Here is a 24,888-nt window from a genome sequence, read left to right on the forward strand (position 1 = left end):
GCTTCGATGACCTGAAGCAGCTGACCGCCAAAACTGCGTAACTCGTTGTTTACCAAGGAGTTTTCCGTTTCGACTGCGCCGGAAGTGGGGCGAATTATAGACATCTGAGATCTGCCGTCAAGGGCTGATCGCGTTTTTCTATCAGATAGCCGAATTAGCTGCATATAGATAGACGCGGCCGTAGCGAATGCGCAGTATATTGCCCAAACATGGATTTACTCTTGCTTCCTGCCCTGGACGATGCCGCGAAATGAACAACCAGCCCCGCACCCTCTCCTCCACCCTGTTCTCGGTTGGCCTGCTATTAATAGCCATGGCTTCGATCCAGTCTGGCGCGTCCCTGGCCAAGAGCATGTTTCCATTGGTAGGCGCGCAAGGGACTACGACCCTGCGCCTGATCTTCGCCAGCGTGATCATGCTGCTGATCCTGCGACCATGGCGCGCCAAACTCACCGCCAAGTCTCTGCGTACGGTCATCGTCTACGGCATGGCACTAGGCGGCATGAACTTCCTCTTCTATATGTCGCTGCAAACGGTTCCCCTGGGGATCGCGGTCGCACTGGAGTTCACCGGCCCGTTGGCCGTGGCGATCTACGCCTCGCGTCGGGCGATCGACTTCCTGTGGATTGCGCTTGCTGCCATCGGCCTGCTGCTGCTTATCCCTACCGGCGCCACCAGCACCGGCATCGACCTGGTAGGTGCGGGTTATGCACTCGGCGCCGGCGTTTGCTGGGCGCTGTACATTCTGTTCGGACAGAAAGCCGGTGCAGACAACGGCGTGCAGACTGCCGCATTGGGCGTGATGATCGCAGCGCTGTTCGTGGCCCCCATAGGAATTGTGCATGCCGGTGCGGCTTTGCTCACCCCGTCACTGATTCCCGTGGCCCTCGGAGTCGCGATCCTGTCCACCGCCCTGCCCTACACACTGGAAATGGTCGCCCTCACCCGTATGCCTGCCCGAACCTTCGGCACGCTGATGAGTATCGAACCAGCGTTCGGTGCGCTGTCCGGTTTGCTGTTTCTGCATGAATACCTCTCCCTGTCACAGTGGATGGCCATCATGTGCATTATCCTGGCATCCGTCGGCGCCACGCTGACCATGGGCAGTAACGCCAAGCCTGCGGTCGCAGTGGATTGATAAAGGTTTAAGAGGGTCTGGTATTTAGCGGCAGTTTAGGCCATGTTTAACGCCCTGCCGCGCCCCACGACCCGGTGCCAGGCAGGGAATTTTCAGGATCTGGATATCAAAACGCTTCAAACGAGAGCGAATGCAGTCAGACCCGGGCATCAGATCCGGGGACGCTATAAGGACAGTAATGAAACGAATTTTGATACTGATCGCGGTACTCGCAGTTGCGGGTTGTGCGGCAACCTCCAAAACCCAGGTAAAACACGGCAAGAAGGGGCTGCACATCAACTGTTCCGGCCTGTCGTCATCTTGGGACAAGTGCTACACCAAGGCTGCCAACTCGTGCGCCCCCAAAGGTTACAAGGTCATCGCCAAGTCCGGTGACTCGGTTGAAGAACCTGGCGATTACCCTTTTGGCCTTAATCCTGCCGGCTACACCAGCCGCAGCATGATCGTCATCTGCAAGTAAATAACGCTCGTTGGGTCAACTGATCTGCTTGCGGATCTCGTCGTAGCTGGACTTCAGCACAGTGCGCTGGATATCCGGAGTCGCCAGCATCCGCGCCACAACCAATGCCCCTATACACTGCGACAGGATTGCCCAGGCAAGAGCGTCGCTGCCGAGCGTCTGCGCCCAGCTTTGCTGGAGCCGACAGATCCAGTCTTGCGCCTGCTGACGAACTGCCTCGTCCGAACGCGCGATCTCAGCGCCCAAGGCGGGCAAAGCGCAACCCGTCTCTACATTCTCGACGTGCGCCATGCTCAGGTATTGCCGCAGACAGCGGTCCAGGCTATCCAGATCCTGATCCCCACCCAGCCGGGTCATGCTCTGTCCCAACTCGCGCTCGACGATCGACGCGAACAGTTCATCCTTGGATGAAAAGTGGCTGTAGAAAGCCCCTCCGCTCAAACCGACTGCCTTCATCAGGCCATCGACCCCCACGGTTGAAAATCCGCACCTCTTCGCCGAAGCAGCGCTGCTGTGCAACAGCTTTTCTCTGGTTTCCAGCTTGTGGTTGGCCGAGTAACGCATTGCCGTGCCCTCAGAATTGATCAACTTGACGCCCGTCGAATCGTAGCATAACGTTCGTTTAGTTAACGATCGTTTACTAAAGGGTCTGCCATGCATAACAAGAAGGTCGTACTCGTTGTAGGCGCCGGTGATGCTACCGGCGGCGCCATCGCCAAGCGTTTCGCCCAGGAAGGGTTCGTCGCCTGCGTCACTCGACGAAGCGCCGATAAACTTCAGCCTCTGGTAGAGGCCATCCAGGCCACCGGTGCCGAGGCCCACGGTTTTGCCTGCGACGCCCGCAAGGAAGAGGATGTAGTAGCGCTGGTCGAGCAGATTGAAAGCCAGATCGGCCCCATCGAAGCGTTCGTTTTCAATATCGGCGCCAACGTGCCGTGCAGCATTCTGGAAGAGACGGCGCGCAAATATTTCAAGATCTGGGAGATGGCTTGCTTCTCAGGTTTTCTCAACGGTCGGGAAGTGGCCAAGCGCATGGCCAAACGGCAACGCGGCACGATTCTGTTCACTGGCGCCACGGCCGGACTGCGCGGCGCTGCAGGGTTTGCTGCATTTGCCGGGGCTAAACATGGCATCCGCGCCCTGGCCCAGAGCATGGCCCGGGAACTGGGGCCGATGAATATTCACGTGGCTCACGTGGTGGTAGACGGCGCCATCGATACCGATTTCATTCGCGACAACTTCCCCGATAAATACGCGACCAAGGACCAGGACGGCATCCTCGACCCCGAGCACATCGCCGAGAATTACTGGTACCTGCACAGTCAGCCGCGCGATGCCTGGACCTTCGAGCTCGACCTGCGGCCGTGGAACGAACGCTGGTAAGCCCCTCATTACGATAATAAGCAGAGCACATTGATCATGCGTAAAACCGTGGAGTTCTTTTTCGACCTTGGCAGCCCGGCCACTTACCTGGCCTATACCCAACTGCCGCAGATCTGCCAGCAGACCGACAGCCAGTTGATTTACGTTCCGATGCTGCTGGGCGGCGTGTTCAAGGCGACCGGCAACGCGTCACCGGCAACCATTGCCGCCAAGGGTCGCTACATGTTCAAGGATCTGGATCGGTACGCGAAACGCTACGGCGTGCCACTCAAGTTCAACCCGCACTTCCCCATCAATACCCTGATGCTGATGCGCGCAGTGACCGGCATGCAGCTGCGCCATCCGGAACGCTTCGAGGCGTTTCTCGACTGTCTGTTCAAGGCGCTGTGGGTTGAGGGTCGCAGCCTGGATGACCTGGCGATTGTGGCTGCGGTGCTGACGGAACACGGATTTGATCCGGCTGAGACATTGGCGCTGACAGCCGATGAGGAGGTCAAGACCGCGCTCAAGTCCAACACCGAACGGGCGGTTCAAAGAGGCGTGTTTGGTGCGCCGAGCATGTTTGTGGGAGATGAACTGTTTTTCGGCCAGGATAGACTGGAGTTTGTCGTAGAGGCCTTGACCTGAATGGGTGCAGGCGCCACTGCGGCGCCTGCTTTTCCCGCTGTCAGATGGCAGCAGTGCGGGTGTTCAACCACTCCAGCGCAGCCCCATCGAGCAGCGGGGCCAGGCGCTCGCGCACTTCGGCGTGATAGCCGTTGAACCACTGCTTTTCATCCTCCGTCAGCAGCGCTGGCAGCAGGCAGCGAGTATCGATTGGGCACAGGGTCAGGGTTTCGAATTTGAGGAACTCGCCGAACTCGCTTTTGCCTGCCTCGCGATTCAACACCAGGTTCTCGATTCGCACGCCCCAGCGCCCAGGACGATAGGTACCGGGTTCGATGGAAGTGATCATGCCCGGCTGCATGGCGGTTTGCGGTGCGGCAGCAGCCTGATAGGCAATTACCTGCGGACCTTCATGCACGTTCAGGAAGTAACCCACGCCATGCCCGGTACCGTGGCCATAATCGACGCTTTCGGCCCAGATCGGCGCGCGTGCGATGGCGTCCAGCAGTGGCGAAAGAATACCTTTGGGGAACTGCGCCCGGGACAAGGCGATGACCCCCTTGAGCACCCGAGTGCAATCGCGCTTCTGCTCTTCGGTGGGCGTACCGACCGGAACCATCCGCGTGATGTCGGTGGTGCCACCCAAGTACTGGCCACCCGAGTCGATCAACAGCAGGCCGTCGCCCTCGATCACCGCGTGCTCTTCTTCGGTGGCGTGGTAGTGCGGCATCGCGCCGTTGGCGTTGAATGCGGCGATGGTGTTGAAGCTCAACGACACATACCCGGGACGACGGGTACGTGCTGCCGTAAGGTGCTCGTCGATTGTCAGCTCGGTGATGCGTTCACGGCCCCACGCCGACTCCAGCCACGCGAAGAATTCACACAGTGCGGCGCCGTCCTGCTCCATGGCCTGGCGGATGTGTTCGGCGTCAGCCAGGCTTTTTTGCGACTTGGCCAGGGTGGTCGGGTTCAGGCCTTCGACCAGTTTCACGCCACTATCAAGGTTATCCAGCAGCCCGGCGGTGATTCGCGCAGGATCGATTAACAGGCTGGCGCCAGCAGGAACCCCGCGCAATGCTTCAGCCACTTCGCTGTAATCACGCAGCGTCACACCGTCCTGCTGGAGGATTGCACGCAACTCGGCGCTGACTTTGCTCAATGCCACGAACAAGGTCGCCTGGTCCTGCCCGATCAAGGCAAAGGAGACAAACACCGGGTTGAACGACACGTCGCCGCCACGCAGGTTGAACAGCCAGGCGATGTCATCGAGTGTGGCAATGAAATGCCAGTCGGCGCCACGTTCCTTCATCACCTCGCGCAATGCGCCGAGTTTGTCTGTGCGACTGACCGTCGCTTGGGGCGGCAAGTGTTGATAGATCGGCTCGTTCGGCAGAATCGGGCGATCGCTCCAGACTTCGTTCAACAGGTCGATGTCCGTGCGCAGGCGTGCGCCGCGGTTTTCAAGCTTGCCACCGAGAGTGCGCGCCGACGCCACCGCCATCACCGCACCGTCCACTGCCACCACCCCACCCTCAGGGGTCTGCTCAGCCAGCCAATCCAACGGCGAAGGCTGGCCCGGCTGCAGCTTGACCAGCTCGATGCCACTGCCTTCGAGCTCCTTGGTCGCCTGTTCCCAATAACGACTGTCGGCCCAGACTCCGGCGAAATCCGGCGTAACGATCAGCGTGCCGACGGAACCATGAAAGCCCGACAGCCACTGACGTCCCTGCCAGTAACCCGGCAGGTATTCCGACAGGTGCGGGTCCGCTGACGGCACCAGCAGTGCATGAATGCCCTCCCGGCTCATCAGCTTGCGGGTTTGCGCCAGGCGCTGGGGCACTGACCCATTGATCGAAGGCTGCGTACTCATCATGTCTCCTGCTAATCACATATTCATCATTGTTGAAGCGCTGGTGTGCGTCGGCGCTTTGAAGGCCCTATTGCCAGAATGCCGGGGCACTGGCGCAGGCCGCTTTGATCAAGGTTACCGCCTGGTCGATGTCCTGGTCGGTGGTGAAACGTCCGAGACTCAGGCGGATGGTGCGACTTGCCGAGTGGGCGTCATGCCCAAGGGCCAGCAGCACGTGGGAGGGGGAATTACTGGCGGAATTGCACGCCGAGGTCGCGGAAAACGCAATGGAGTGGCTCAATGCTGCGGAGTCGAATTCGCCTTCAGCAAAAGTCAGGCTCAGGGTGTGGGGAATGCGCTGCACGGGACTGCCGTTGAGGCGAACCCCCTGAATGCTTGAGAGTTGTTCGAGCAGGCGTTGGCGCAGGCCGGCGATGGTGGCTTTTTCATCCTCGAACAGTTGCGCCGCCAACTCGAAAGCCACGCCCATGGCCGCGATCTGATGAGTGGCCAGGGTGCCCGAGCGCAACCCACCCTCGTGCCCACCGCCGTGAATCTGCGCGCGCAGGCGTTGTTGTGCACGAGGGCCGACGTACAGCGCACCGATGCCTTTAGGTCCATAGATCTTGTGTGCGGAGAACGACATCAAGTCCACAGGCAACTGGCCCAGGTCGATCACGACCTTGCCGGCGCCCTGCGCAGCGTCGACGTGGAACAAGGCATCACGGGCGCGCACGATCTCACCGATGGCGGCGATATCGTTGACCGTGCCCAACTCGTTGTTGACCAGCATCAGCGAGACCAGAAAGGTGTCTTCGCGCATGGCTTCACTGACGGCCTGCGGGGTGATCAGGCCATCGGCATCTGGCACCAGGTAAGTAACCGCGACCCCGACATCCTGCAACTGCCTGGCAGTGTCGAGTATCGCTTTATGTTCGATCTGACTGGTGATGACATGACCGCCAGCCACGCCCCGAGCCTGGGCTACGCCCTTGAGCGCGAGGTTATTCGATTCGGTGGCGCCGGAAGTCCATACGATCTGACTGGCCTGGGCGCCGACCAGATCGGCGACCTGCTTGCGCGCATGCTCTACGGTTTGCCGGGCCTGTTGACCGAACGCATGGGAGCTGGACGCGGGGTTACCGAAGTTGCCGGCGAAACCCAGGCAGTCGACCATGACCTTAATGACGCGCTCATCCACCGGGGTGGTGGCGGCGTAGTCGAAATACAACGGGCGTTTATTCATAAAAGACTCGCAGAGCGGGTTCCGGGATCAGGAGGCTCGTTACCGGAACGGCAAAGCGCAGCCTCGTGAGCTGCGCCGATATCCCAGAACGTTAGAAATACCTGATCGGAGGCCGTTAAAGAAGAACAACTTCATTTAAAAGTGCGTAGGAACGCTCCTGAAGTCGAGCTTAACAGGCATCGGCCAACCGGTTGAAGCAATGCATCAGCCAATGCTCTCCAGCAGCAACGGATAAAGCGAGATCACCAGCAGTGCGGCCATGCCCCAGTTGAACGCGCGTAGCCAGCGGCGGTCCTTCAGAACGTTGCGCAACAGCGTGCCGCAGGCCGCCCAGACGCCGACGCTGGGCAGGTTGATCAGGGCAAACACCGCGGCAATCACGATGACATTGGTGAAATAGCCCTGCATTGGCGTGTAAGTGCTGATTGCACCAATCGCCATGATCCAGGCCTTGGGGTTTACCCACTGAAACGCCGCTGCACCCAGGTAGCTGATCGGCTTGCCCTTGCCGTCCTCGCTGTCGGACACCGGCCCGGAGTGGGCGATTTTCCATGCCAGATACAGCAGGTAGGCAGCGCCGACGTACCGCAAAACGGTGTAGAGCAATGGATAGGTTTGAAACACCGCACCCAGGCCGAAACCCACCGCCACCACCAGCACAAAAAAGCCGCAGGTAATGCCGAGCATATGCGGGATGGTGCGGTTAAAGCCGAAATTCACGCCGGAAGCCAGCAACATGGTGTTGTTCGGGCCAGGGGTGATCGAGGTGACCAAGGCAAACAAGGCAAAGCCCAGCAGCAGATCGAGAGAGAGCGTCATCGGTGGCATTCCATCAGGTCGGTCAGGTATCGACCCTATCGCACGCCACGCCGCAAGCCCATGGACAGTTGGGTGAAACTTCGAGCAGTACAGTCGTTCAGCTTGGGCGACCGTGCAGTTGCACAGTGCGCTCGGCGTTCATTTCGCCGTGCTTGTCGAAGCTGAAGATCTTTTGTGGCTGGCCGAGCAGTTCGGCTTTTTTCGCGTGGTACTCGTCGAACGACAGGCCACGACGATTAAGGTCTTCCAACGCCAGTTGGCGACTTTCTTGCGGTGTGTAAGGACGTAGTTCCGGGGAAACGTGGCTTGCGCATCCAGCAAGTACGGAGAAGGCGAGCGACAGCAAAATGGCGATAGGAAGTTTCATGGTGTGGCGTCCTGGCATCTGGGTTCGGGTCAATGAACACAGGCTACCCGCGCCCTCGAGCGGGCAGAAATCAACGCTCTCGATAGTGGGTATCAAGCTTTCAGCGCAGCACGCCACCGCGGTTCGTAGGGTCTCCGCAATATTCCATAAAGATCTATAAATATTTTTTAATGGTCTTTTACGGAATAACCCGAGGCCTTTATAACAACTGCATCGAGCTGAACGCACTGTTGCTCCTGCAACTGTTTGCCAGGCAACAGTGAATCAACAATCAGCTCAAGGAATCGACAGCGAGAGCCGGCAGATTTGCCGCAACCCCCATGAAACCGGGCTTCCAGGGGTTGGTACAGCTCTTGCTCAAGTCAGTGACTACTCACTGCTCCCCGAGCAACTGTTTAAAAAGGAACTGATCATGTCGCGCCCGTTGAAAGTCGTTGCCGTCTCCGGTGGTACCTGGCGTCCATCCCGCACCCTGGTACTGACCCAGGCGCTGTTGGCCGAGCTGTCCGAACAGCTGGTAATCGAGAGCAAAGTGATTGAGCTGGGCGACATTGCGCGGCCATTGGGTGGGGCGTTGTCCCGTCAGGAACTGGGACCGGAGATCGAAGCCGAGTTGCAGGCCATCGAGCACGCCGACCTGTTGATCGTCGCCGCCCCGGTCTTTCGCGGCTCCTACCCCGGCCTGCTCAAGCACCTGTTTGACCTTATCGACCTCAATGCGCTGATCGATACCCCGGTGTTGCTGGCAGCCACCGGCGGCAGCGAACGACATGCCCTGGTGCTCGATCACCAGCTGCGACCGCTGTTCAGTTTCTTCCAGGCCCTGACATTGCCGATTGGCGTGTATGCCACCGAAGCCGATTTCTCCAGTTACCAAATAACCAGTGAGCCCTTGAAGGCCCGCATTCGTCTTGCTGCAGAACGCGCCGCTCCGCTGTTCGGCGTGCACCCCAAAAATCTGCTGAAAATCGCTTAAGGATCTCTTCATGGATGTTTTCTGGTTCCTGCCGACCCACGGCGACGGCCACTATCTTGGCACCACCCAAGGCGCTCGCCCGGTGACGCTGAACTATCTCAAGCAAGTGGCCCAGGCCGCTGACAGCCTCGGCTATCACGGAGTGCTGATTCCGACCGGGCGCTCCTGTGAAGATTCATGGGTGATCGCCTCGGCGCTGGTGCCGCTCACCGAACGCCTGCGTTACCTGGTCGCGATCCGGCCGGGCATCATTTCGCCGACGGTGTCTGCTCGCATGGCCGCGACACTCGACCGCCTGTCTGGCGGGCGCCTGCTGATCAACGTGGTGACCGGTGGCGATCCGGATGAAAACCGCGGAGACGGCAGCTTCCTCGATCACAGCGAACGTTATGAAGTGACCGACGAATTCCTGAAGATCTGGCGTCGCGTCCTGCAAGGTGAATCAGTTGATTTTGAAGGCAAGCATCTGCGAGTGCAGAACGCCAAGGCGCTGTATCCACCCGTGCAGAAACCCTATCCACCGCTATATTTCGGCGGCTCCTCCGATGCTGCCCACGATCTCGCGGCAGAACAGGTCGACGTCTACCTGACCTGGGGCGAACCGCCTGCGGCCGTCGCGCAAAAACTCGCCGACGTACGCGAGCGTGCGGCGCGTCATGGGCGCACGGTCAAGTTCGGAATTCGCCTGCATGTCATCGTTCGCGAAACCGCCGAGGACGCCTGGAAAGCTGCCGACAAATTGATCGAGCACATCAGCGACGAGACCATCCAAGCGGCTCAGAAATCCTTCTCGCGCTTTGATTCCGAAGGCCAACGCCGCATGGCCGCCTTGCATGACGGGCGCCGGGACAACCTGGAAATTGCCCCCAACCTGTGGGCAGGCGTCGGCCTGGTTCGCGGCGGTGCAGGCACTGCGCTGGTAGGTGATCCGCAGCAGGTTGCCGCGCGAATCAAGGAGTACGCGGACCTGGGTATCGAGAGCTTCATCTTCTCCGGCTATCCGCACCTCGAGGAGGCCTACCGCTTCGCCGAACTGGTGTTCCCGCTGTTGCCCGAACCCTACGCGAGTTTGGCCGGGCGCGGCGTGACCAATCTGACCGGGCCGTTTGGCGAAATGATCGCCAATGATGTGCTGCCCGGCAAAGCTACGGCCTGAAAGCAATACCTGTGGGAGAGAGCTGCTCCCGCAGGATGACTTGCGTCGAACTTTCTGAGGAACCGCCGTGACTGCCAAGCCACAAAGCGCACTGATATCCCCTTTGCAGACCGCTCGGCAACTGGCCGCGCAGTTTGCCCTGACCGCTGTTGAGCGCGATGAACGCGGGGGCACGCCCAAGGCTGAACGTGATGCGTTGCGTGAAAGCGGCCTGCTGGCCTTGAGCATCCCCACCGAATACGGCGGCCTCGGCGCGCACTGGAGTGAAACCCTGGGGATCGTGCGCGAGTTCGCCAAGGTCGACAGCTCGATCGCCCATGTTTTCGGCTTTCATCACCTGATGCTCGCTACCGTTCGCCTGTTTGCCAGGCCCGAACAATGGCAACCCTGGTTTGAACAGACCGCACGCAAGAACTGGTTCTGGGGCAACGCGCTCAACCCCCTGGACACCCGCACCGTGGTGCGCAAGCTGGATGGCTGGCGCGAATTCTCCGGTAAGAAAAGCTTCTGCTCGGGTGCCAGCGACTCGCAAATGCTGATTGCCTCGGCAGTGGATGAAACCGCCGGTGGCAAATTGTTGATCGCTGCGATCCCCAGCAGTCGCAGCGGCATCACTCTGCACAACGACTGGAACAACATGGGTCAGCGCCAGACCGACAGCGGCAGCGCTACCTTCGAACGGGTGCGAGTGGAGGAATCTGAACTGCTGCTCGATCCGGGCCCCTTGAGTACGCCGTTCGCCTGCCTGCGTCCGCTGATCGCCCAATTGACGTTCACCCACATGTTCCTCGGCATTGCCGAAGGCGCTTTCGAAGAGGCACGGGAGTACACCCTCACGGAAACCCGTCCCTGGCATAAATCCAGCACCCAGGAAGTAAGCCAGGACCCTTACGTGCTGGGTCATTACGGTGAATTCTGGGTGGCGCTCGAAGGCGTCCGATTGCTGGTGGAGCGTGCCGCCGATCTGCTGGACAAGGCCTGGGCGAAGGGCCCGAAACTCACCGCCGAGGAACGTGGACACCTGGCCATCGCCATCGCCACGGCCAAGGTCGCCGCCACCCGCAACGGCCTGGACCTGTGTAGCCGCCTGTTCGAGGTCACCGGCGCGCGCTCCACCCATGCCTCGCTCAGGCTGGATCGGCATTGGCGCAACCTGCGCACGCAAACCCTGCACGATCCGGTGGATTACAAACTCCATGAACTGGGTGACTGGGCGCTGAACCAGCGCCTGCCAATTCCGACTTTCTATTCCTAGCCTGCCATTCATGGAGCGAACCCCATGCAACTCCTGACTTTACCGCCCTCGCCCGCGTTGGCCACCTCGATCCGCGCCACCGCCCAGGTGTTCGAAGACCCGAAATCCCAAGCACTGCTCGCGCATTTGCAGCAAGTGGCGCCGAGTGAGGCCAGCGTGCTGATCATCGGCGAAACCGGCACCGGCAAGGAGCTGGTGGCGCGGCACATTCATAACCTCAGCGCGCGACGCAATCGCCCTTTTGTCGCGGTGAACTGCGGCGCCTTCTCCGAATCCCTGGTCGAGGCGGAACTGTTCGGGCATGAGAAAGGTGCGTTCACCGGCGCCCTCAGCGCCAAAGCCGGCTGGTTCGAGGAAGCGAATGGCGGCACCCTGTTTCTCGATGAAATCGGCGACCTGCCGATGGCTATCCAGGTCAAGTTGCTGCGCGTGTTGCAGGAGCGCGAAGTGGTGCGCCTGGGCTCGCGCAAGAGCATACCGATTGACGTGCGGGTCCTCGCGGCAACCAATGTGCAGCTGGAAAAAGCCATCAACGCCGGGCACTTTCGCGAGGACCTGTACTACCGCCTCGACGTGGTGAGCCTGGAACTGAGCCCACTGCGCGATCGTCCCGGCGACATCCTGCCGCTGACCCGGCACTTCGTCGATGCCTACAGTCAGCGCCTGGGTTACGGCACCATCACGATCAGCAAAGAAGCCGAGCTGAAACTGCGCAGCTACAGCTGGCCGGGCAACATCCGCGAGCTGGAAAACGTCATTCACCACACCTTGCTGATCTGCCGCAACGGCGTGATCGAACGCGATGACCTGCGCCTGTCGAACATGCGCATTGAACGCCAGGATGACCAGGGTGGAAGCATCGATGACTCCCCGGAAGCCCTGCTCGAGCGGGCATTTCAGAAACTATTCGAAGAACAGGCCGGAGCGTTGCACGAAAAGGTCGAGGATGCCTTGCTGCGCGCGGCTTATCGCTTCAGTCACTACAACCAGGTGCACACCGCCGCACTGCTGGGGCTGAGCCGCAACGTCACACGCACCCGGCTGATCAAGATCGGTGAACTGGCGGTGAACAAGCGCCGGCCCACGGAAAATCTCCAGGGTGAGCGCTTGATGCAGCTGTCCATCTAACCCACCAGATGGCAATGCAACGCGTTGTCATGGCTACGTTCCAGACTGTGCAGCACCTGGAACGAGCCAAAGGTCACGGTCCTGGCATGATGAGCACGGATCAACTGCCAGAAATCCTGCTCGCCGCTTTCAAACTGCTGGAACGCCGCCTCTCCCGCTTCACGCGTCTGCCATTGCAGGTAGTTGAGCACCCGCCGACCATCATCGCTGGCCTGGATGCTGGCACTGAGGAATCCCGCATAATCCTGGGCCAGCCGCTCGGTTTGCCGTGACAGCGCCGACACCAGCGCCGGTTGCTGATGAGGCTCGATCTCGAACTCGATAAGTTGGGTGAAGCTGCGATTTTTCTCTGGCGCCTGCATGAAAAAGTCCCCCTGAGTATAAGTCGGACATTGCGATCCGAAGGCTTGCAGGGTAAAACCTCCAGTTAAGTCAAGGTCAAGAGGGATTTATCAATTGATTACCTCGGAACACCTGCATCGGGAACTGACTGTCGGCCAGGTTGCCGCCCGCAGTGGAGTGGCAGTTACCGCGCTGCATTTCTACGAAACCAAGGGCCTGATCAAGAGCAACCGCAACTCGGGCAATCAGCGCCGCTATCCGCGGGAAGTGCTGCGTAGGGTGGCGTTGATCAAGGTGGCCCAACGCCTGGGCATTCCGTTGGCAGAGATTGGTAAAGCGCTGCAATCGCTGCCCGATAACCGCGCACCCACCGCGGCCGACTGGAAGGTGTTGTCGGCGCAGTGGAGCCGGGATCTGGATGAGCGGATCAACCAACTGACGTTGCTGCGCGACCGGTTGAATGGATGTATTGGTTGCGGGTGCCTGTCGATGGAGGCATGCCCTTTGCGTAACTTTGGTGACGTGTTAGGGGATCGCGGGCCCGGGGCGCATTTGTTGGAGGAGGACTAGTCGTCCAACCTGTTTCTACCCAGGACAAGCACGCTAAGCGAAACAGCTCAAAAGATCGCAGCCTACGGCAGCTCCTACTATATTTATGGGTTCGCGACACCCTCATTCCATAACAACACCAGGGAGAACCGCCATGAGCGTCAAACCCATTCCAGAGGGCTATCACAGCATAACGCCATATCTGGGTATTCAAAAAGCTGCCGAAGCTATCGAATTTTATAAAAAGGCCTTTGGTGCCGTCGAAGTCATGCGCCTGGCGATGCCCGACGGAGGCATCGGTCACGCCGAATTGCGCATCGGTGATTGCCCGATCATGTTGGGCACCCCCTGCGACCAAGGGCCGCTGAGTAATCCTGACCAGTCCCCTTCCGTCGGGTTGCACCTGTATGTCAATGATGTGGACGCCTCGTATAAACAGGCGATTGCTGCGGGTGGCATTGTCGTGTCCGAGGTCAAGGATCAGTTTTACGGGGATCGGTCCGGAACGTTGAAGGATCCGTACGGCCATCTGTGGTTCCTGGCCACGCGCAAGGAAGACCTGACTCAGGAGCAAATCGAGCAGCGCGCGCAGGAGATGTTCCAGCAGGGATGACAGCCCGGTCCGCTCCCACACGAACCTCGCTGTGGGGGCGGCCCCGAAGCAGGCGCTGGAAACATTTTCTTTCATATGCAGGTTCGGGATTTTTGATTCTCATTCGTCTTATATAGATGCAGTCAGCTCGCGTAGGCAAAAGCCACGGCCGACTTTTCATGGACCCCACGCTGGGAAGCCCGCAGCTAAGGCCCTCTCATCGATATAAGACTTACATCATGTCGAAGAAATCCCGTTCCAAAATCTGGTTTCTGGTACACAGCTGGCTGGCGCTACCGATCTGGTTTTTTGTCCTGATCGTATGCGTCACCGGCACGCTTGCCGTGGTCAGTCAGGAGATCGTCTGGCTGGCCAACCCGCAAATGCGTGCCAGCCAGCCCTCCGATGATGCCCCGCTGCTCAACTACGACCAGATCGTTGCCGCGATCAAGAAGGCCGAGCCCGATACCCTGGTGGAGGGCATCAGCCGCCCGGACGAGTCGCACTTTGCCCTCGACGTCGAGGTCAGCTATCCAGACGGGCGTTCGGTGACGGTCTATGTCAATCCGTACACCGGGGTCATTCAGGGCACTGCACCGCAGTTCAATTTCCAGGCGTTCACTCGCGCCCTGCATGGCTGGTGGCTGGTGCCGTTCACCAACGGTTACAGCTGGGGCTGGTACCTGGTGTCGTTCCTGAGCCTGCCGATGCTGGCGTCCCTGGTCACCGGGCTGGTGGTGTACAAGAAATTCTGGAAAGGCTTCCTGAAACCGACCCTGCGTATTCGTCACGGCGCGCGAATCTTTTGGGGCGACTTCCATCGACTCAGTGGCATCTGGTCGATCTGGTTCATTGCGGTCATTTCCGTGACCAGCACCTGGTTCCTGATCGAGGCATTCATGTTCGATAACCAGGTGACGATTTCTACGGCCCCGGTGGCGCTGGTGGTGCCCCGCGAGAGCGTGCCGGTGAGTGCCGATGGCTCGCCCGCGCCGATGATCAGCCTGCAAAGCGCGATCACCGAGGCCAAGGAGCGCATTCCCGGGCTGGACGACAGTTTTGTCAGCATGCCCGCCAACGCCTACAGCTATCTGACGGTGGGCGGACGCAGCTGGTACCCGCTGATGTTCCAAACGGCCGATATCAACCCCTATACCGGTGAAATCGCTTCCACTCGCCTGCTTTCGGACCGATCCGGGCTGGAGCTGGTGACTGAATCCATGCGTCCGTTGCACACCGGTGACTTTGGCGGACTATGGATCAAGTTGATCTGGTTCTTCTTCGGCCTACTCCTGAGCATGATGGTCCTTAGTGGCCTGCTGATCTGGACCAAACGCACCGCCCTGGCCACGGCCAATGCCCTGAAGCGAGAAACCAAGCGCACACGGGTGCAAACCGCCCCTCGCCACGAAACCACGGAGGTCAGCCAATGAGCCTGCTCGTTGCGGATAAACCCTCGTCGAAATTGAGCCGTTTCTGGCACAAATGGCGCTTTCACATCAATGTCCTGCTGTTGCTGGTACCGCTGGGTTTCATGCCCAAGTACTTCGCTGATGCCGCGTTGTTCCGTGGCGATACCGGCCTGGGTGAACGGGAAGCCGGAGAAGTGCAGGTTGGCCCCTGGAGCCTGCGCCTGGCTGAGTTGCGTAACGAAGCGCCGCGACTCGATGGGCCCGCCGGCTACATGAAGAGCTTCAATGCCGCGTTGTGCGACAGCTGCCGTGACCAGGTCAAGGCCACCTACCTGCGCATCGGCAAGCCCCGCAGCCTGCGTGCTGCCGGGGTGATTTTCTTCGGCACGCCTTACCGTATGGGCGCCATGTTGCCGATCCCCGAGAAGACCAAGGCCGACGCCGAACTGTGGATCACTATGGAAGGCTGGGACGGTGCGATGCATCAAGCTTCCATGCCGCTGAGCCAGGCATCCCCCGCCACCATTGAGTGGCTGACCAAACAAGGAGGCAAACCATGACTTTCCGTCCTCTGCGCAACCTGGTGCTGGTGCTCTGCGCCGGATTCAGCGCCAGCGCCCTGGCCCACAACCCGATGTGCGAGTGCAAGGCCGTTGACGCCGACCAGATCGAATGCACCGGCGGTTTTTCCGACGGCAGCGGCGCTCCGGGGGTGACCCTGGACGTAATTGGCTACGACGAGACCATCCTGGTGCCCGGCAAGCTCGGCGCCGATTCGAAGATGACGTTCAAGAAACCCGCCGCCGAGTTCTATGTGCTGTTCGATGCAGGCCCTGGCCATGTGGTGGAAATCGACCAGGCGGACATCCAGACCCCATGAGTACGCCCACCAACCAGATAGTCCGCCCAGCTGGCGCCGGCCACGAAACCCTGTACGTGCTGCTCTTGTGCCTGATGATCCTGGCCGTGGCCGGGTCGGTCGTTGCCTGGCGCCATGAATCCCAGGAAGTCAGCACCGTGACCAGCCACCAGCTGGATGCGCGCCGCGACCTTAGCGCTTCCGAACAGGGCATCTACGCCGACCTGCGGGTCACGCTCGACGAGATCCATCTGTTGCGCCAGGAGCAGCAGACGTTACCGACCCCGGCGGTCCTGGCTGATGAAGGCTTCGCGCCGTTCGCCCAGGACGCCAGTTCGGTCAGCCGTGGCAGTCATGCCTGGGTGATGCTGCAAGACCGGGCCTATTTCGGCCAGAGCCAGTCGCCCGAGGTCGCCGGTTCGTTTCTGATGCGCCTGAGTGCCGGCGACGATCAGCCGGACATCTGGCTCCATCGCGGCAAAGCCCTCCAGGCGCCAACCGATCTTGCCGACTCGGCGCTGGAAAGCGCCGGCTGGCAGCAGATCGTTGCGCAATTCGACGCCGGCGTCACTCGCCAGCATCGGCACTGACCCCTCGCCTTTACCCGAGAGAAGACCGCTTTCCCATGCCTATTTCATCTCAACGTTTCACGCGGGTGCTGCTGACTGGCCTGCTCGCCTGCCTGCTGACCCCACTGGCCACTGCTGACGAGGCCAAGCGCCTGCGCATCGGCATTACCCTGCATCCGTACTACAGCTACGTGGCAAACATCGTCGGCGATAAAGCCGAAGTGGTGCCATTGATTCCAGCCGGTTTTAACCCGCACGCCTACGAGCCACGAGCTGAAGACATCAAGCGTATCAGCGGGCTGGACGTGGTGGTGCTCAACGGGGTCGGCCATGACGACTTCGCCGACCGCATGATCGCTGCCAGCGAATCCCCGAACGTGGCCGTGATCGAAGCCAACGAAAACGTGCCGCTGCTGGCCGCTACCGGCGTGGCTGCCCGGGGGGCTGGCAAAGTCGTCAATCCGCACACGTTCCTGTCGATCAGCGCCTCGATCGCCCAGGTCAACAACATTGCCCGAGAACTCGGCAAACTTGATCCGGACAACGCCAAGACCTACACCCAGAACGCCCGCGCCTACGGCAAGCGCCTGCGGCAGATGCGCGCCGACGCCCTGGCGAAATTGACCGAAGCGCCCAATGCCGAGCTGCGAGTCGCCACCGTGCACGCCGCCTATGACTACCTGCTGCGCGAATTTGGCCTGGAGGTCACGGCGGTGGTCGAGCCTGCCCACGGTATCGAACCGAGTCCAAGCCAGTTGAAGAAAACCATCGACCAGTTGCGTGAGCTGGACGTAAAAGTGATTTTCTCCGAGATGGATTTCCCTTCGAGCTACGTCGACACCATCCAGCGCGAATCCGGGGTAAAGCTGTACCCGCTGTCGCACATTTCCTATGGCGAGTACACCGCCGACAAATATGAAAAAGAAATGACCGGCAACCTCAATACCGTGGTCCGGGCTATCCAGGAGTCCGGCGCATGACTGTCCAGGAAACCTTGATTGCCCAAAGCGCCGGCCCGACCCTGGAGTTTGCCGATGTCAGCCTGACCCTCGGCCGCACCACGATCCTTGACCAGGTGACCTTCCAGGTCCAGCCCGGCAGCGTGCATGCATTGGTCGGCCCCAACGGTGGCGGCAAGAGTTCGCTGATCAAGACCCTGCTCGGGCAAATGCCCCACCAGGGTCGCCTGAGCCTGCAATGGCCGGGCACCCCGGGGACTATCGGCTACGTGCCGCAGGCCCTGGAATTTGATCGCGGCCTGCCGATGACCGTCGACGACTTCATGGCCGCGATGTGCCAACGTCGACCGGCCTTCCTGGGCTTGAGCAAGCATTACGCGGCAGCCATCGGCGATGCTCTGGAACGCGTCGGCATGCAGGACAAACGCAAGCGGCGCATGGGCGCCTTGTCCGGCGGCGAACGCCAGCGCGTACTGCTGGCGCAGGGGCTGATCCCGGCGCCGCAGTTGCTGGTGCTTGATGAACCCATGTCGGCACTCGATGAGGCCGGAATCCGGGTGTTCGAACGACTCCTCGGAGACTGGCGCCAAAGTGGCATCACCGTGCTGTGGATCGAGCATGACCTGGAAGCCGTAGGCCGCCTGGCGGACCGGGTCACCGGACTCAACCGCCGGGTGCTGTTCGATGCCACGCCCAAGCAGGCACTGACACCGGAACGCTTGCTCACACTGTTTTCCACCCATCCACGGAGCGCTGCCTGATGAGCTATGAAGCCTTTCGTCTGATGGTTCAGGGCTGGGCCTCGTCGGGCTACCTGCCGGAAGCGCTGGCCTACGGGTTCGTGGTCAACGCGCTGCTGGCCGGCTTGCTGATCGGGCCGGTACTGGGCGGCCTGGGCACCCTGGTGGTGGTCAAGCGCTTTGCGTTTTTCTCCGAAGCGGTCGGTCACGCGGCTCTGACCGGGGTGGCCGTCGGCATTCTGCTGGGTGAACCGTACACCGGGCCGTACGGCAGCCTGTTCGGCTACTGCCTGCTGTTCGGTATCCTGCTCAATTATTTGCGCAACCGCACCGGGCTGTCACCGGATACGCTGATCGGCGTGTTCCTCTCCGTTTCACTGGCCCTGGGTGCCAGCCTGCTGTTGATCCTGGCCGGCAAGATCAACGTGCACATCCTTGAAAACGTCCTGTTCGGCTCGGTACTGACAGTCAACGGCAATGATCTGCTGGTGCTGGCCATTGTCGGTTCGCTGGTGATGGCCCTGGCCTTGCCGCTGTACAACCGGATCATGCTCGCCAGCTTCAACCCGCAGCTGGCAGCGGTACGCGGGGTGGCAGTGAAGACCCTCGATTACCTGTTCGTGATCCTGGTAACCCTGATCACCGTGGCCGCAGTGAAAGTCATCGGCGCCATTCTGGTCGGAGCCCTGCTGGTCATCCCGGCAGCGGCTGCACGTTTGCTCAGCCAGTCGCTCAAGGGCTTTTTCTGGTGCTCGGTGCTGATCGCCACGGTCAGTACCCTGTGCGGCATTCTCGCGCCGATCGTGTTTGACCTGCCTATTCCATCCGGTGCCGCGATCATCCTGGTGGCCGGCATCGCCTTTGCCCTGGCCGCCATTGCCCGTGGCGTCGTGCCTAGCCTGAAAGGGAATATCGGATAAATGACTTTTACCTTGCGTCAACTGACCCTGGCCGTCGCCCTGTGCGCCCTGGCCAACCCTGTATTCGCGGCTGACAGCGCAAAACCGCTGCGAGTCCTGGCCTCGTTGCCGATTACCTATGGCTTGGGCGAAGTGTTGCTCAAAGGCACCAACGTCCAGCTCGAACGAGCCGCGCCGGCGAACCTGCCCGGCAGCCGGCAGACCGCCTACTTCACCGGCCGAGGTGCACCGGCGCTGGCCAAGCTGGCGTCCGATGCCGATGCAGTGATCGGCCTGCGCTCGCTGTGGTCCGACGACCCGCTCTACCCGATGTCCCGGCGCAGCAACATTCGAGTGGTTGAAGTCGACGCCGCCCGGCCGGTGGACGGCGCCCTGCCCGGCATCGCGGTTCAGCCAGGCAACAAGGTGGACGGCCTCAACAGCCAGCCGTGGTTTTCCAGCAACAACATGGGGCGCATGGCGGATGTGATGGCGGCTGACCTGGTGCGCCTGGCACCCACCGCCAAGCCGGTGATCGAGGCCAACCTGGCGACGCTCAAACAGCGTCTGCTGAAATTCAACGCCGACAGCGAAGCGCGCCTGGCCGCTGCTGACAATCTCAGCGTCATGAGTCTGAGCGACCATTTTGGTTACCTGATTGGTGGGCTCAATCTGGAGTTGGTTGGACAGGACGCACGGCCGGATGCCGAGTGGACACCTGAGGCACTGAAGACATTGTCTGCGACGCTCAAGGACAATGACGTGGCGCTGGTGTTGCACCATCGGCAGCCGTCAGAGGCTGTGAAGGCGGCGATTGCCGAGGCCGGCAGTCGGTTGGTGGTTTTAAGCACCGATGCCGTGGACCCGGTCGCTGAGCTGGAAGGAAATGTGGATTTGGTGATCAAGGGGTTGAGCGGGGCTTGACCTTAATGGGACCGCGTCATCGTTCATCGCGAGCAGGCTCGCTCCTACACATGCAACGCCCACCTCACAGGTGAAAAAGCCCGCTGACTGTCACCAGTCCAGCGGGCTTTTTATTACCGGCAGCCTCAGTGAACTGCAGCCGCCTGCTCATCCATCTTCTTGCGCAGGCTCAGCGGGCGCATATCCGTCCAGGTCTCCTCAATATAGGCCAGGCACTCCTTTTTCAGGCCGCTCTTGCCCACGGTACGCCAACCTTCCGGCACGGCCTTGTAGTCGGGCCAGATCGAATACTGTTCTTCGTGGTTGACCACGACTTGAAAAAGGATGTCCTCGCGGTCGAATACTGACGTCATGGTGGTTCTCCATCGATGAAAGATGGGCTGCACATGAGTACAGCCGTTATGTAGAAGGTACGTTCGGGGAGCTGAAAAATTTAGAGACTGTCGGTGGCAGCGGCCATGGCTCGGCCAAAGATTTCGGCCACCTGATCGATCTCGCTGGCAGTAATCACCAGCGGTGGCAGGAAGCGCACCACGGCGCCATGCCGCCCACCCAACTCGAGGATCAGGCCACGCTTGAGACACTCTCGCTGCACCAGCGGAGCGAGCCGGGCAAAGACCGGTGGATGGCCCTGGGCGTCCGGCAGTCCCGAGGGATCGACCAGTTCTACCCCGAGCATCAAGCCTCGGCCACGTATGTCACCCAACTGCGGAAAATCGCGCTGCAGGATGCGCAAGTGTTCGCTCAGGCGCTCGCCCATGGCAGTGGCGTGCTCGCAAACCTTGTGCTCGGTCAGGTAGCGCATCACCGCAGACCCGGCGGCCATCGCCATCTGGTTACCGCGGAAAGTCCCGGCGTGGGCACCCGGCAGCCAGGTGTCGAGCCAGTCCCGGTAGACCACCACGGCCAATGGCAGGCTGCCGCCGATGGCCTTGGACATCACCACCACGTCCGGAATGATCCCGGCATGCTCGAAGGCAAACATCTTGCCAGTGCGCGCAAACCCACTCTGGATCTCGTCGACAATCAACGCCACGCCGGCTTTTTCGGTTATGCGGCGCAAGCCACGCAGCCAGTCGAGATCAGCCGGAATCACCCCGCCCTCGCCCTGCACCGCCTCGACTATCACCGCCGCGGGCAACTGCACGCCAGCTTCCGGATCACTCAACAGGTTTTCCAGATAACTCAGGTTGACCTTGACCCCTTGAGCACCGCCAAGCCCGAACGGGCAACGGTAATCGTAGGGATAGGGCATGAACTGCACCCCGCTGCCGAGCAAGGCAGCCATGGGTTTTTTCGGGGCCAGGCTGCCCATCAGGCTCAGCGCGCCCTGACTCATGCCGTGGTAACCGCCTTGAAACGACAGCACGGTGCTGCGCCCGGTGGCGGTGCGCACCAGTTTCAACGCGGCCTCTACAGCGTCGGTGCCGGTAGGGCCGCAGAACTGGATTTTTGCCTCGCCAGCCAACGCCGGTGGCAGCAGGGCGAACAGGTCCTGGACGAACTGGTCTTTCACCGGGGTCGTCAGGTCGAGGGTATGTAACGGCAATTCATCGGCCAGCACCTGCTGGATCGCCTCAATCACTACCGCATGATTGTGCCCCAGGGCCAGCGTGCCAGCGCCCGCGAGGCAGTCGATGAAACGGCGACCTTCAACATCCTCGACATAAATACCCTTGGCCCGCTTGAGCGCCAGCGGGATGCGCCGTGGATAGCTGCGGGCATTGGACTCCTGCCGGGTCTGTCGCGCCAGCAACGGCGACTCGTTGAACTGATAAAGCGTTTCGGCCGGCGCCGGGGCGACCCGCGTCGACTGATCTTGCACAAGGCTGGTAGCGACTGACATCTCTCGACCCCTCAAAAAGGTTTTCCTGTTGTGGAAACGCTTCACGCGGCCGAGGATTTAGACCCTTGGTCAGCTTTTGCTGCAGGCGACGACAGCCCTTTGCGCATGGGAATGGCCTGCAGGCCGGCGACCTTGAATGCCGGGGCGCAGGGTCGGTAGCCCAGATGCCGGTAAAATCCCTCACCGGTGAGCGTACTGTTGAGTTGTACGTGGCCCAGCCCATGCCCGATCAACCAGCTCTCCAGATCACCTACCAACGCCTGCCCCGCCCCCCGGCGAAACCATTCCGGCTGAACGTAACAGAACGCCAGTTTGCCGTTGATCGCAGCCATGGCGGCCCCCACCGGCTTGTCCTGTAGCAGGGCAATGTTGAGATATAAACGCGGGTCAGTGAGCCAGGCCATCACATGCCTGACGGTTTTGCTGTGGGTCCAGGTGGCGACGGTTTGGGGATCGTTGCGGTGATCGATGGCACAGCCAACGCGGATCGAGCGCTCGACTATCCGGCAGATGATGCCGGCATCGGCGGGGGTTGCCTTGCAGACATGCAGGGATGCTTCCATGGCGCCAGTACCTCAATCCATTGAGTCAAAACCGGCAAGGACGATAGCGCTACGAGGGCTGCATGCCTATCGCATAGACGTTACTTCTGATGTGTAACCGGGTCCGCTCAGGCCGGCTGCAACGGCATCGTCAGCTCGACCCGCAGGCCGTCCGGCTGGCTGTCGAACTTCAGCGTGCACCCGCAGCGCTGGACGATCGCCTGGACAATCGCCAGCCCCAGGCCACAACCGGTGCTTTGGCCATTGCGCCAGAAACGCTGGGTCAGGTGCTGCAGATCATCCTCGGCGATACCCGGGCCGTGATCGCGGACCACGAACTGCACTCGATTTTCGACGGTTTCCACGCTGAGCTCTATCGGGCCATTGTCAGGCGTATGGCGCAGCGCGTTGTCCAGCAGATTACGCAGCGCGGCAATCGACAACACCGCCGGCATTTGCACCGGTGCCACAGAAAGCCGTGTTGGCGCCTTGAGCCTGATCCGCTGGCGATCGCCGCTGGCAGCGTCCTGAATCGCCAGCTTGGCCACCTGTTCGGCATTGCATTGCACGCCGTCATCGAACGACAGGCTGCCTTCGACCCGCGCCAGCAGCAGCAACTGTTCGAGAGTGCGGTGCAGGCGGTCGGCGCCCTCCTCCGCCCGGGCCAGGGACTGGTCTCGAGCCGCGCCGTCGGTCATGCGCGCGACCTGCAGGTGAGTCTTGATTGCCGTCAATGGGCTGCGCAACTCGTGGGCCGCGTCGCCGGTGAGGCGCCGCTCGCGCTCGATGGTCTTGCCGATCCGTTGCAGCAACTGATTCTGGGTGTCCAGCAGTGGCTGCAATTCGCTGGGCAGCGGCTGGATCTGCAACGGTTCCAGGGAGTCGGCGCTGCGCCGCATCAGGGCATCGCGCATGCGATTGAGCGGCGCCAAGCCCTGGCCGATCCCCAGCCACAGCAGGCACAGGCAGCCGAGCAAAGCCACGCCGACCGGTACCGAGGCCGCCAGCAGGATCGACATGTTCAAGGCTTCGCGCTCGATCTGCCGGTCGGCCGTGGTGATGCGCAGATCACCCCGAACCAGGGTAAAACTGCGCCAGGGCGCGCCATCGATCATCTGGTCATGAAAACCCAGCTTCTCGGCTTCCAGGGTCTGCTGTGGATCGGTATGACTGCGGGCCAGGATCTCGCCGCGCAGTGAACTGACCTGGCAGGCCATGCCGCCCGGGATGTTCAATTGTTCTGCACTGAAATGGGTGCCCTCGCCCTTGCTCGGCAGCGCCGGCAGTTGCTCCATCAGGCCCGCGACCATTCGCGCGGAAGCCACCAGGCGCTGGTCGAGGGAAAACATCATCTGGTTGCGCAGATCGCTGAGCATCCAGGCTGCCGCCAGGGCCCAGATCAGCGCGAACGCCGCGCCCAGGGTCAGGCTCAGGCGCAAACGCAGGCTCATCACTTCGATCGATCTCCACTGTCCGCCGGCCCCAGGCGGTAACCCAGGCCCCGCACCGTCTCGACGATGCCGTTACCGAGTTTGCGCCGCAGGTGATGGATGTGCACGTTCAAGGCATTGCTTTCCAGCTCATCGTTGAAGCCATAGACACTGTCTTTAAGCTGTTCGGTGGAGAGTACCCGGCCGCGGTTGTGCAGCAGGGCCTGCAACAGCGACTGCTCACGCCGTGACAAATCTACCGGCTGACCGCCCAGGGTGGTTTCGCGGCTGCTCGGATCGTACGTCAACGCGCCATGCTCGATCAGGTTGACGCTGCGCCCCGCCACTCGGCGCAACAAGGTATGCAGGCGCGCGGCCAATTCACGCAGGTCGAATGGCTTGAGCAGGTAATCGTCGGCGCCCGCCTGAAGGCCGTCGACCCGGTCCGTCACCGAATCACGGGCAGTCAGGATCAGCACCGGAATCTCCAGGCCGTTGTGACGCAACTGCTGCAACAGCTTCAGGCCGTCTTCGTCGGGCAGGCCGAGATCAAGCACCATGACATCGAACTCGGCGACTTTGAGCATTGCCCGGGCAGCAGACGCTGTAGCCACGTGCTCCACCGTCAAGCCCTGCGCGGTGAGGCCGGCGACTATGCCGCTGGCGATCAGCTCATCGTCTTCGCATACCAGTACGTGCATAGTGAGTACCTGAAAAGAAACCGATTAGGCCTGTGGCCGATTAAGCGGACATTATGCCGCAAGCGCCGTCGCGACAAGGCCGTGCCGGTTAATCATCGGTTAATCGCCGTCTCTCATCCTGCCCCCCAATTGCACAGGGAT

Annotated in this window: 29 protein-coding genes; 18 read left to right on the top strand and 11 right to left on the bottom strand. The window is 60.8% G+C overall.

The genetic code is table 11. From position 1 onward, the window contains the following. Positions 1-250: 250 nt before the first annotated feature. Together rhtA and ORL50_RS20855 are read left to right on the top strand one after the other, a co-directional pair. Positions 251-1,138 carry a threonine/homoserine exporter RhtA gene (rhtA, locus tag ORL50_RS20850; RefSeq protein ID WP_266017663.1) on the top strand — a complete coding sequence of 296 codons (888 nt, stop codon included), beginning with the start codon at positions 251-253 and terminating at the stop codon, positions 1,136-1,138. A 178-nt stretch (positions 1,139-1,316) separates the two neighbouring features. Continuing rightward, positions 1,317-1,598: a hypothetical protein gene (locus tag ORL50_RS20855; protein ID WP_266017665.1), complete on the top strand. Its 282-nt coding sequence runs from the start codon at positions 1,317-1,319 to the stop codon at positions 1,596-1,598. Between the two features lie 15 nt (positions 1,599-1,613). On the opposite strand, the gene ORL50_RS20860 is transcribed toward ORL50_RS20855, so the two are convergent. Next, on the bottom strand, positions 1,614-2,162 hold the full coding sequence (locus ORL50_RS20860) for a TetR/AcrR family transcriptional regulator (protein WP_266017667.1): 549 nt from the start codon (positions 2,160-2,162) through the stop codon (positions 1,614-1,616). Between the two features lie 90 nt (positions 2,163-2,252). On the opposite strand from ORL50_RS20860, the gene ORL50_RS20865 reads away from it, so the two are divergent. Together ORL50_RS20865 and ORL50_RS20870 are read left to right on the top strand one after the other, a co-directional pair. After that, complete coding sequence (locus ORL50_RS20865) at positions 2,253-2,981, top strand: SDR family oxidoreductase (protein ID WP_266017669.1); 729 nt, start codon at positions 2,253-2,255, stop codon at positions 2,979-2,981. Positions 2,982-3,017: 36 nt separating this feature from the next. Then, positions 3,018-3,608: a 2-hydroxychromene-2-carboxylate isomerase gene (locus tag ORL50_RS20870; protein ID WP_266017671.1), complete on the top strand. Its 591-nt coding sequence runs from the start codon at positions 3,018-3,020 to the stop codon at positions 3,606-3,608. A gap of 40 nt (positions 3,609-3,648) precedes the next feature. On the opposite strand, the gene ORL50_RS20875 is transcribed toward ORL50_RS20870, so the two are convergent. The 4 genes from ORL50_RS20875 to ORL50_RS20890 form a co-directional block, all read right to left on the bottom strand. Continuing rightward, complete coding sequence (locus ORL50_RS20875; protein ID WP_266017673.1) at positions 3,649-5,457, bottom strand: aminopeptidase P family protein; 1,809 nt, start codon at positions 5,455-5,457, stop codon at positions 3,649-3,651. Between the two features lie 67 nt (positions 5,458-5,524). Next, complete coding sequence (locus tag ORL50_RS20880; RefSeq protein ID WP_266017675.1) at positions 5,525-6,682, bottom strand: cysteine desulfurase family protein; 1,158 nt, start codon at positions 6,680-6,682, stop codon at positions 5,525-5,527. A 204-nt stretch (positions 6,683-6,886) separates the two neighbouring features. Further along, positions 6,887-7,501: a LysE family translocator gene (locus tag ORL50_RS20885; protein ID WP_266017677.1), complete on the bottom strand. Its 615-nt coding sequence runs from the start codon at positions 7,499-7,501 to the stop codon at positions 6,887-6,889. A 97-nt stretch (positions 7,502-7,598) separates the two neighbouring features. Next, complete coding sequence (locus ORL50_RS20890) at positions 7,599-7,868, bottom strand: hypothetical protein (RefSeq protein WP_266017678.1); 270 nt, start codon at positions 7,866-7,868, stop codon at positions 7,599-7,601. 412 nt (positions 7,869-8,280) lie between these two features. Between ORL50_RS20890 and msuE the strand changes: the two genes are divergently transcribed. The 4 genes from msuE to ORL50_RS20910 all read left to right on the top strand — a co-directional run bounded on the left by msuE (position 8,281) and on the right by ORL50_RS20910 (position 12,383). Further along, positions 8,281-8,844 (top strand): FMN reductase, encoded by a 564-nt coding sequence (msuE, locus tag ORL50_RS20895; RefSeq protein WP_266017680.1) that lies wholly within the window; start codon positions 8,281-8,283, stop codon positions 8,842-8,844. Between the two features lie 10 nt (positions 8,845-8,854). Continuing rightward, positions 8,855-10,000, top strand: coding sequence for an FMNH2-dependent alkanesulfonate monooxygenase (gene ssuD / locus ORL50_RS20900; RefSeq protein WP_266017681.1), 1,146 nt, complete (start codon positions 8,855-8,857; stop codon positions 9,998-10,000). 67 nt (positions 10,001-10,067) lie between these two features. Continuing rightward, positions 10,068-11,255: an acyl-CoA dehydrogenase family protein gene (locus ORL50_RS20905; RefSeq protein ID WP_266017683.1), complete on the top strand. Its 1,188-nt coding sequence runs from the start codon at positions 10,068-10,070 to the stop codon at positions 11,253-11,255. 24 nt (positions 11,256-11,279) lie between these two features. Further along, positions 11,280-12,383 carry a sigma-54 interaction domain-containing protein gene (locus ORL50_RS20910; protein WP_266017685.1) on the top strand — a complete coding sequence of 368 codons (1,104 nt, stop codon included), beginning with the start codon at positions 11,280-11,282 and terminating at the stop codon, positions 12,381-12,383. On the opposite strand, the gene ORL50_RS20915 is transcribed toward ORL50_RS20910, so the two are convergent. Continuing rightward, entirely contained in the window at positions 12,380-12,745 is a 366-nt protein-coding gene (locus ORL50_RS20915; RefSeq protein WP_266017687.1) for an antibiotic biosynthesis monooxygenase, read from the bottom strand. The two genes, ORL50_RS20910 and ORL50_RS20915, sit on opposite strands and share 4 nt — an antisense overlap. 94 nt (positions 12,746-12,839) lie before the next feature. Between ORL50_RS20915 and soxR the strand changes: the two genes are divergently transcribed. The 10 genes from soxR to ORL50_RS20965 all read left to right on the top strand — a co-directional run bounded on the left by soxR (position 12,840) and on the right by ORL50_RS20965 (position 20,228). Beyond that, positions 12,840-13,295 carry a redox-sensitive transcriptional activator SoxR gene (soxR, locus tag ORL50_RS20920; protein WP_266017689.1) on the top strand — a complete coding sequence of 152 codons (456 nt, stop codon included), beginning with the start codon at positions 12,840-12,842 and terminating at the stop codon, positions 13,293-13,295. A gap of 133 nt (positions 13,296-13,428) precedes the next feature. Then, positions 13,429-13,887: a VOC family protein gene (locus tag ORL50_RS20925; protein WP_266017691.1), complete on the top strand. Its 459-nt coding sequence runs from the start codon at positions 13,429-13,431 to the stop codon at positions 13,885-13,887. Between the two features lie 218 nt (positions 13,888-14,105). Beyond that, on the top strand, positions 14,106-15,299 hold the full coding sequence (locus tag ORL50_RS20930; RefSeq protein WP_266017693.1) for a PepSY-associated TM helix domain-containing protein: 1,194 nt from the start codon (positions 14,106-14,108) through the stop codon (positions 15,297-15,299). Next, on the top strand, positions 15,296-15,838 hold the full coding sequence (locus tag ORL50_RS20935; protein WP_122841319.1) for a thiamine pyrophosphate-binding protein: 543 nt from the start codon (positions 15,296-15,298) through the stop codon (positions 15,836-15,838). The genes ORL50_RS20930 and ORL50_RS20935 overlap by 4 nt, the downstream gene beginning before the upstream one ends. After that, positions 15,835-16,158 (top strand): hypothetical protein, encoded by a 324-nt coding sequence (locus ORL50_RS20940; RefSeq protein WP_266017695.1) that lies wholly within the window; start codon positions 15,835-15,837, stop codon positions 16,156-16,158. Before ORL50_RS20935 ends, ORL50_RS20940 begins: the two co-directional genes overlap by 4 nt. After that, positions 16,155-16,727: a DUF6162 family protein gene (locus tag ORL50_RS20945; protein WP_266017697.1), complete on the top strand. Its 573-nt coding sequence runs from the start codon at positions 16,155-16,157 to the stop codon at positions 16,725-16,727. The genes ORL50_RS20940 and ORL50_RS20945 overlap by 4 nt, the downstream gene beginning before the upstream one ends. Positions 16,728-16,762: 35 nt before the next feature. Then, positions 16,763-17,686, top strand: coding sequence for a metal ABC transporter substrate-binding protein (locus ORL50_RS20950; RefSeq protein ID WP_266017699.1), 924 nt, complete (start codon positions 16,763-16,765; stop codon positions 17,684-17,686). Continuing rightward, a complete protein-coding gene (locus tag ORL50_RS20955) occupies positions 17,683-18,426 on the top strand; it encodes a metal ABC transporter ATP-binding protein (RefSeq protein ID WP_266017700.1) in 744 nt (247 codons plus the stop codon). The genes ORL50_RS20950 and ORL50_RS20955 overlap by 4 nt, the downstream gene beginning before the upstream one ends. After that, positions 18,426-19,325 carry a metal ABC transporter permease gene (locus ORL50_RS20960; RefSeq protein WP_266017701.1) on the top strand — a complete coding sequence of 300 codons (900 nt, stop codon included), beginning with the start codon at positions 18,426-18,428 and terminating at the stop codon, positions 19,323-19,325. The genes ORL50_RS20955 and ORL50_RS20960 overlap by 1 nt, the downstream gene beginning before the upstream one ends. Then, entirely contained in the window at positions 19,326-20,228 is a 903-nt protein-coding gene (locus ORL50_RS20965; protein ID WP_266017703.1) for a metal ABC transporter substrate-binding protein, read from the top strand. 125 nt (positions 20,229-20,353) lie between these two features. Here the strand turns inward: ORL50_RS20965 and ORL50_RS20970 are convergent, their stop codons facing one another. The 5 genes from ORL50_RS20970 to ORL50_RS20990 form a co-directional block, all read right to left on the bottom strand. Continuing rightward, positions 20,354-20,581: an MbtH family protein gene (locus ORL50_RS20970; protein ID WP_266017705.1), complete on the bottom strand. Its 228-nt coding sequence runs from the start codon at positions 20,579-20,581 to the stop codon at positions 20,354-20,356. A gap of 80 nt (positions 20,582-20,661) precedes the next feature. Then, on the bottom strand, positions 20,662-22,074 hold the full coding sequence (locus tag ORL50_RS20975; RefSeq protein WP_266017707.1) for an aspartate aminotransferase family protein: 1,413 nt from the start codon (positions 22,072-22,074) through the stop codon (positions 20,662-20,664). 41 nt (positions 22,075-22,115) lie between these two features. Beyond that, a complete protein-coding gene (locus tag ORL50_RS20980) occupies positions 22,116-22,637 on the bottom strand; it encodes a GNAT family N-acetyltransferase (RefSeq protein WP_266017709.1) in 522 nt (173 codons plus the stop codon). Positions 22,638-22,744: 107 nt separating this feature from the next. Further along, on the bottom strand, positions 22,745-24,070 hold the full coding sequence (locus ORL50_RS20985; RefSeq protein WP_266017710.1) for an ATP-binding protein: 1,326 nt from the start codon (positions 24,068-24,070) through the stop codon (positions 22,745-22,747). Next, a complete protein-coding gene (locus tag ORL50_RS20990) occupies positions 24,067-24,747 on the bottom strand; it encodes a response regulator (protein ID WP_266017711.1) in 681 nt (226 codons plus the stop codon). Before ORL50_RS20990 ends, ORL50_RS20985 begins: the two co-directional genes overlap by 4 nt. Between the last annotated feature and the right edge of the window lie 141 nt (positions 24,748-24,888).

Origin of the sequence: Pseudomonas sp. RIT-562, from assembly GCF_026241895.1 — a bacterium.
GTDB classification, from domain to species: Bacteria; Pseudomonadota; Gammaproteobacteria; order Pseudomonadales; family Pseudomonadaceae; genus Aquipseudomonas; species Aquipseudomonas mandelii_F.